Source organism: Sphingobium sp. UBA5915 (assembly GCF_002431195.1).
Lineage (GTDB): Bacteria > Pseudomonadota > Alphaproteobacteria > Sphingomonadales > Sphingomonadaceae > Sphingobium > Sphingobium soli.
Genome location: NZ_DJDV01000062.1, coordinates 1 through 6841 on the forward strand (window position 1 = coordinate 1; position 6841 = coordinate 6841).

General features: G+C 59.9%; 4 protein-coding genes and 1 pseudogene. All 5 read right to left on the reverse strand.

Features of this window, described 5'->3' with window-relative positions; genetic code table 11:
- A pseudogene (locus tag B2V90_RS10790) lies at positions 1-443 on the reverse strand (hypothetical protein); the annotation flags it as partial.
- Between the two features lie 101 nt (positions 444-544).
- Positions 545-3262, reverse strand: coding sequence for a type II toxin-antitoxin system ParD family antitoxin (locus B2V90_RS10795; protein WP_159367430.1), 2718 nt, complete (start codon positions 3260-3262; stop codon positions 545-547).
- Positions 3263-3396: 134 nt separating this feature from the next.
- Positions 3397-5109, reverse strand: coding sequence for a thiamine pyrophosphate-dependent enzyme (locus B2V90_RS10800; protein WP_228222845.1), 1713 nt, complete (start codon positions 5107-5109; stop codon positions 3397-3399).
- An 827-nt stretch (positions 5110-5936) separates the two neighbouring features.
- Entirely contained in the window at positions 5937-6545 is a 609-nt protein-coding gene (locus B2V90_RS10805) for a flavodoxin family protein (protein WP_159367429.1), read from the reverse strand.
- A 66-nt stretch (positions 6546-6611) separates the two neighbouring features.
- Positions 6612-6841: plasmid stabilization protein (locus B2V90_RS10810; protein ID WP_293921243.1), on the reverse strand; the 230-nt coding region annotated here is incomplete at its 5' end.

Sequence of the window (6841 nt, forward strand, 5' to 3'; positions counted from 1 at the left end):
CGGAAAACCCGGGACGCTTCAATCGCGATCATCTCGCCGGCGGTGAGAAAATCCATTCTCAGGCGTTTCGCAGAAATGACTGACACGATCGAGACCCTGCAAGCCACGAAGCGAAGGGCCATGGTGCAACTACTATGCGCCGCAGGGCTTACCCATCGCCAAAATTCCAGGGCTTCCGGGGGAAGGTTGCAATGGGCCAGGAGCTGCAGCTCGCCGCCATGGCCAGAAGGATCTCCCGGGGGGCACAGCCGCTGCATCGTTCCAAATTGCGACTGTGTAATCGTGACTGCTGCTGCCACGATCTTGCTATATAGTTCACCCAGATCCTGCTCCCCGATAAGCTCGACGCTGATGCGATGAAGCAGCGCCACATCCGAGGTCTCTTCCTCCACATCGTCTGGGGCGGCCAGGGAGAATAAAGGTGCAACTTGGATGGGGGCCATAGGCGTTACCCGCTTTATGAGGGACTCGTGGCAGACATAGCATTTGTCCTGCGGATGAACGAAGGCTTTCGTCTTGATCGAGATCAGCGCCCTTTGCTAGTTCAGTCGCTCGAATTGTTTTTCGCGGCTCGGATCTCGACTGAAATTGGGTCGATACCCACCTCCGCGATAGCCTGCGAAAGCGCCTTGCCATCATAGGGCTTGGCGAGCAGCACCGTTTTTGGCGCGGACCGATCATAGTCGAGCTGCGTGTCACCTGTCGCGAAGATGATGCCGATATGGGGCAACATTTCGCGAGCTTTCGCCGCAAGATTAGGGCCTGTCATTCCCGGCAGGTTCGCATCGGTGATCAGCACATCGACATGGGTCGTCTGGAGCGCTGAAACGGCATCCTCGGCGCTCAGCGCCTCGATGACGGTGAGACCGAGATCCTTTACCATCTCTGCGGTGCTTGCCAGGATGATCGCATCATCTTCCACGATCAGCGCAAGCGCATTGCGGCGCTCTGGCTTGGCGTCCGACGCCGGGCGGGCGGATATCGTCCGGGCAAGGTTGCGCTGGCGCTGATTGGCCAGCACATGGCGGAACTTTCGTGCGAGCGCGTCGCGCGAATAGGGCTTGGAGAGAAGTTCAACGCCAGCGTCCAGGCGGCCGCCATGGACGATGGAATTTTCCGTATAGCCCGAGGTGAACAGCACGGCGATGTCCGGCTGCCGTTCGCGCGCCATGCGGGCGAGTTCCGCGCTCTTGAGCCGGCCCGGCATGACGACGTCGGTGAACAGCAAGTCGATCTGGATGCCGCTCTCGATCACGCTGAGCGCGCTCGAAGCATCGACTGCTTTGAGGACGCCATAGCCAAGATCATTCAGCATCTCGACGACCGTGGCCCGGACGGCGTCGTCGTCCTCGACGACCAGAACCGTCTCGCTGCCGCCGCGGATCGGACCGCTGTCCAGTTCGACCTCGAGATCCTCATTTTCGACGGAACGAGGGAAATAGAGCTTTATGGTCGTGCCTTCGCCGACCTCCGAGTAGATTTTGACATGTCCGCCCGACTGTTTGACGAAGCCATAGACCATGGAAAGGCCAAGACCCGAGCCCTTGCCCTCGCTTTTGGTTGAGAAGAATGGATCGAACACTTTTTCGATGATTTCCGGCGGTATGCCGCTGCCGGTATCGGTGACAGCCAGCATCACATATTGGCCGGGCGCGACCTCGCTATGGCTGCGGGCATATTCATCATCGAGGCTGGCATTGCCCAATTCTATCGTGAGCTTGCCCTGGCCTTCCATCGCATCGCGGGCGTTGATGGCAAGGTTGAGCAAGGCATTTTCGACCTGCGCAGGATCGACGAATGTGTTCCAGAGCCCGCCGCCCACGATCGTTTCGACTTCAATGCCCTCGCCGATCGCACGGCGGAGCATGTCATCCATATCGCGCACGAAGCGCGTCACGTTGACGACCTTGGGTTCAAGTGCCTGTCGCCGGCCAAAAGCGAGCAATTGGGCAGCGAGCTTGGCGCCGCGGGTTACTCCAGCCATGGCGTTGGCAACCCGGGTCTCGGCTTTTTCGTTGCCGGCAATGTCGCGCGCCAGCAGCTGAAGATTGCCCGAGACGACCTGGAGAAGATTGTTGAAATCGTGGGCGACGCCGCCGGTCAGTTGGCCGATCGTTTCCATCTTCTGCGATTGCGCCAGGATCGCCTCGGCCTGGCGCCGCTCTGCCATCTCTTCGACCACACGGGTTTCGAGCGTCTCGTTGAGATAGCGCAGCTGCTCCTCCGCCCGTTCACGATGCTGGACCTGTCGTTCAAGGGCCGCTTCGCGCCGGACGCGATCCTCTATATCGAACACCAGCACATGGAAGCCTGCAACAGAGCCGTCTGCCTCGATCCGGGGGATATAGCGTACTTCGGCCGCGCGGTCCTCGCCCGAACGATGCGGCATGGTGGTATCGGCCACCACCCATTCGCCCGCCATTGCCCGCTCGATCAGCGGCAGGCGGGCCACATAGGTCTTTTCGCCAACGACGTCCCTGACATGGCGACCAATCACTTCCGAAGGCGGCTTGCCCACCCAATCCTCGTAGAAGCTGTTGGCGAAGCGATAGACATGGTCCGCATCGACATAGGAAATCAGGACCGGCAGAGAATCCGTGATGGTGCGCAGTTCGGCCTCGCTCTTGGCCAGGGCGCGCTGCGCTTCGACCTTTTCGGTATTCTCGATGACGGTGCACATCACCCCACCGACCTTGCCGTCCTCATCATAGATCGGCGTGTAGAAGAGATCGAAAATCACTTCTTCAGGCGTGCCGTAGCGATTGAGCACCATGGGCTGATCAAGATGAGAAACGACCTCGCCACCAAAGCCGGACGCCAGAATCTGCCGATTGAATTCCCAGATTTCCGGCCAGATTCCTGGTACGGTCCCACCCATCGCCTTAGGGTGATAATCGCCTGCAATGGCGACATAGCCGTCATTGTAGATCATGACATGCTCGGGTCCCCACATGAGGACCTTTGGCACCGGCGAGTTCAGCACATTGTTGACCGTAGCGCGCAACTGCGCCGACCAGCGCGAGGGAGTGCCAAGCTGCGTTGACGCCCAGTCCACCCGGCGCATGAGGTCGATCGATTCTCCGCGGCCCTTCAGCCACCAGAATGGGTCGGTGGATGCAACGTCTTCCCGTTCTCGCAGGAGCTTGAGCGCAGTGCGGACTACTTCACTGGCATTGCCATATTCGCCAGCTTCAAGCCGAGCTTCGATGAAGCGATCAAGCTCGGCGGTAAGGGAGACATTCCGGGAAAGACGATTGGCCATGGTGCCGGAGATGACAACGGCACAGGACTGTGTCAACAAATGTCACATTGATCGCAATGAGGGAAATAGCCTCACCTCATGATGCCTCCAGTTGTGCCAACAAACCTACGGAGGCGTTTTCGTCATGGCGGCTATTACGGCGGTGAGCGCCTAAATGGTGAAAGGCTATTGATGGCCTGCTTGAGCTTGGAAATGCCAAAGCGCGCCGCCTGGCCCGGCTCAATGTGGGGCATCGCGGGTATCTCATCAGGATCGACGAGGGCATGAAGGATGGCCGGCCCCTCTGCTGCCAGCCAGCGGTCGACCGCAGCCGGAAGCTCGGCAGGCTTTTCAACGCGAAATCCTTGGACGCCACACGCCTGCGCAAAGGCGGCGAAATCCATGTTTGGGAAAACGGAGCCAGGCGCTGGGGGCACGCCAGCCCCCTCCATTTCCAGATGGACAAGGCCCCAGCCGCTATTGTCATAGACGACGATCTTGACTGGAAGCGCATGCTTTACCGCGGTCATGAATTCGCCGAGCAGCATGGTGAAACCGCCATCGCCCACATGCAATATCACCTGGCGTTGCGGGTCCAGTGCCTGCGCGCCATTGGCAATGCCAAGGCCTGTGCCGACCGCCGCATTGTTGAATGAGCCGATAATTTGCTGACGACCCGACTGGCGTAACCAGTTCGACGCCCACAAGGTCACTTCTCCAGTATCTGTCACCCAGATGGCATTGTCGCTTGCCCGGTCGCTGATCGCCCGGGCGACGACCTGCGGATGAAGCTTGTCATGTGACCGGTCGAGAGCAGCCTTTTCATCGAGCATACTGTTCCAGGCTGCGCGGTCGGCGTTGACCTTATCCAGGAAATGCGTGTCGGAGCGTTGCGGCAGGCGGTCTAGCAACAGGCGCAAAGCGGGCCGGACCGAACCCACAACGCCCAGCGTGACCGGGGTCCGCCGTCCAAGGGCAAAGGCGCGCTCGTCGATCTGGATGGTTTTTACGTCCTCGGGGAGAAATTCCGAATAGGGATAGTCGGTCCCAAGCATGAGCAGAATGTCCGCATCGGCAAGAGCGTCGACTCCGGGACGACCTCCGATGAGACCGACACCACCGATCCAGCGTGGGTCATCATAGGGGAGAATGTCCTTGCCGCGATAGGTGTGGACAAGGGGAGCGTGGAGCCTGTCCGACAAGGCGCTGAGTTCGGCTGCGGCGCCATGGCAGCCATGGCCGCATAGGACGGCAACCTTGGTCGCCTCGCCGATTTGCGCAGCTATTCCTGCGATATCCTCGGCTGCCGGCGCTACTTCGGGCCGCGGTCTCAGCGTGGCGATGCTCGGCACGGATGCGGTGACCTTCGCAGAAAAAATGTCCGGCGGAATCGAGATATGCGCGACGCCCCGATTGCCATAGGCCTGCGCTATAGCCTGGTGGATCACGGAGGCTGCCTGCTGGGGAGACGCAATGATCTCGCTATAAACCGCGACGTCGCCAAACAGCGCTACAGGATCATCCTCCTGCAAATAATCCGTACCACGCTTGGCAGATGCGACGCCGCCGGAAATGGCGAGCACCGGCGCGTGATCCTTGCGCGCTTCATATAGCCCGGACACCAGATGATTGGCGCCGGGACCAGTCGTGCCGCAACATACCCCGAGCCTGCCAGTCAACTTCGCCTGGCCGGTAGCCGCCAGGGCGGCACCTTCCTCATGCCTGACACCAATCCACCGGACGACCTCCTGGCGCCGGATAGCGTCAGTAAAGGGATTAAGCGCGTCCCCTACGATGCCGAAGACCTGATGGGCGCCAATCTGGTCGAGGGTCTGCACCAAAAGTTCGGCAACGGTCATCGACATCATGGCTTCTCCTTGTGAGGGGTACCAAGGAGACGGCTTGCGCTTCAGGATGTTCCGCCATCGATCAACTGCGTTGTCATGCGATCTTGCCGATGATCGGAGGGGCATGGGCTATTTGCAGGTCGATCCCGGTCCTCATGCGTCAGACTGTGATTGTGATAATGCCTTTTGAGCGTGGGACCGGCAGCCCTCGACCTGCGTTGTGGGGGGATGGCCCAGCGTCCTTTCAAAGTCTTTCGAACCTCGGCCGGATTTGAGGATGCCTATGTCGCTGCTAAAAGCCAGAAGGCTGCGCTGGAGGCATGGGGAGCGAGGTCGAACCTGTTCGCCAGCGGCATGGCTGAGATAGTCACGGATCCGCAACTCACCAAGGCGGCGCTTGCACAGCCAGGCAAGGTCATCCGGGCGCCTCGCGGCACGCCAGCGCAGCACCTCGCGGCTGCGGGCGCCGCTCGGCCGCGTCGCGCCAAGTCGGGGCGAAAAGGACAGCGCGGGAACGCTGGGGAACCCAGCTTGGCGCGAGCGAAGCCCAAACCAAAGCCCAGTCGGAGCAGGCTCGACAATGCTACGCATGCTTTGGAAAAGCAAAGGCGACAGTTCGCGGACGCTTTGTCGGAAATCGACCGTCGGATAGCTGACCTGCGACAAGAGCGGGAGACCCTCCGGTCAAAGCGGGATTTGGCTCTGGCTAAATTGGAAGAGCGGCGAGATCGGGAAGACAAGGCTTACCGATCCGCTCTCGACAGATGGCGGGGTCAGGCCGAGCCATAATCGGCAAATGGCGTCGTGCCTGGTTCCACCGTCTCAATCGAGTGTTAAAGCGCCGCGCATCATCCTGGATAAGGACTGGCTTTCAGGAGGCCCGCAAGATGCGCGGCATTGCCCGCCACCATCTTCGCGGTCTTGGTGACCATCTTTGGCGTTTCGTCCAGATCCTTAAAGTCCGTCGATCCCATTGCTTCCCCCACCCAATAGCATGCGGCCACAGCCGGGATCGTCCATCCGACGTCGTTCAGGGCCTGAAATAGCTGAGCGGATGAAAAATGGGCGCCGTCTTCGTTGCCGACGATCGCAGCCACAGCGACCTTTCCATAGCTTGGCATGCGTCCCTGCTCGTCAGTTTCGGACAAGAAAGCATCCATTCGTTCCAGCACGCGCTTGGCGACGCTGCTAATCTGGCCCATCCAGATCGGACCACCGAAAATTAAAATGTCATGGGCCAGTATCTTCGATCGCAGGGCGGGCCATTCGTCACCTTCCCCCTCGTCAGAGGTAACGCCCGGCTTGATGTCGAATGCCGCGACACGGACTGTTTCGGTCACCTCGACCTGCACATCTGCAAAGGCCTTTTCAAGGACAGCTATCATTGCATCGGTTGAGCTCTCATCCGTCGTATCGGCTTTGAGCGTACAGTTTACCGCCAGCGCCTTGAGGGCCATGATCTTCTCCTGTTTGCAGATTAGGACTGTGGGTGCCTGGTCATGCTTGCCTGTGGAGGCAGGAAATCAGGCGTTGCCTTTACGTCGCCGCGTTTCCCAACCTTTTTTCGCGGCAGCGGACCGATCAGAAGCGCTCTGGCTGGAACCGCCTTTGCGTCCGCCCTTGCGCGAACTGTCATGATTTTCAGGCTTGCCGCGTCCGGAACCCGATTTGTTTCCGCCGCCGGATTCCTTATTGACCGTCGCCCAGGCGCGGCGCTCGGCCTCCTTGTGAGAAACGCCGCGATCCTCATAGC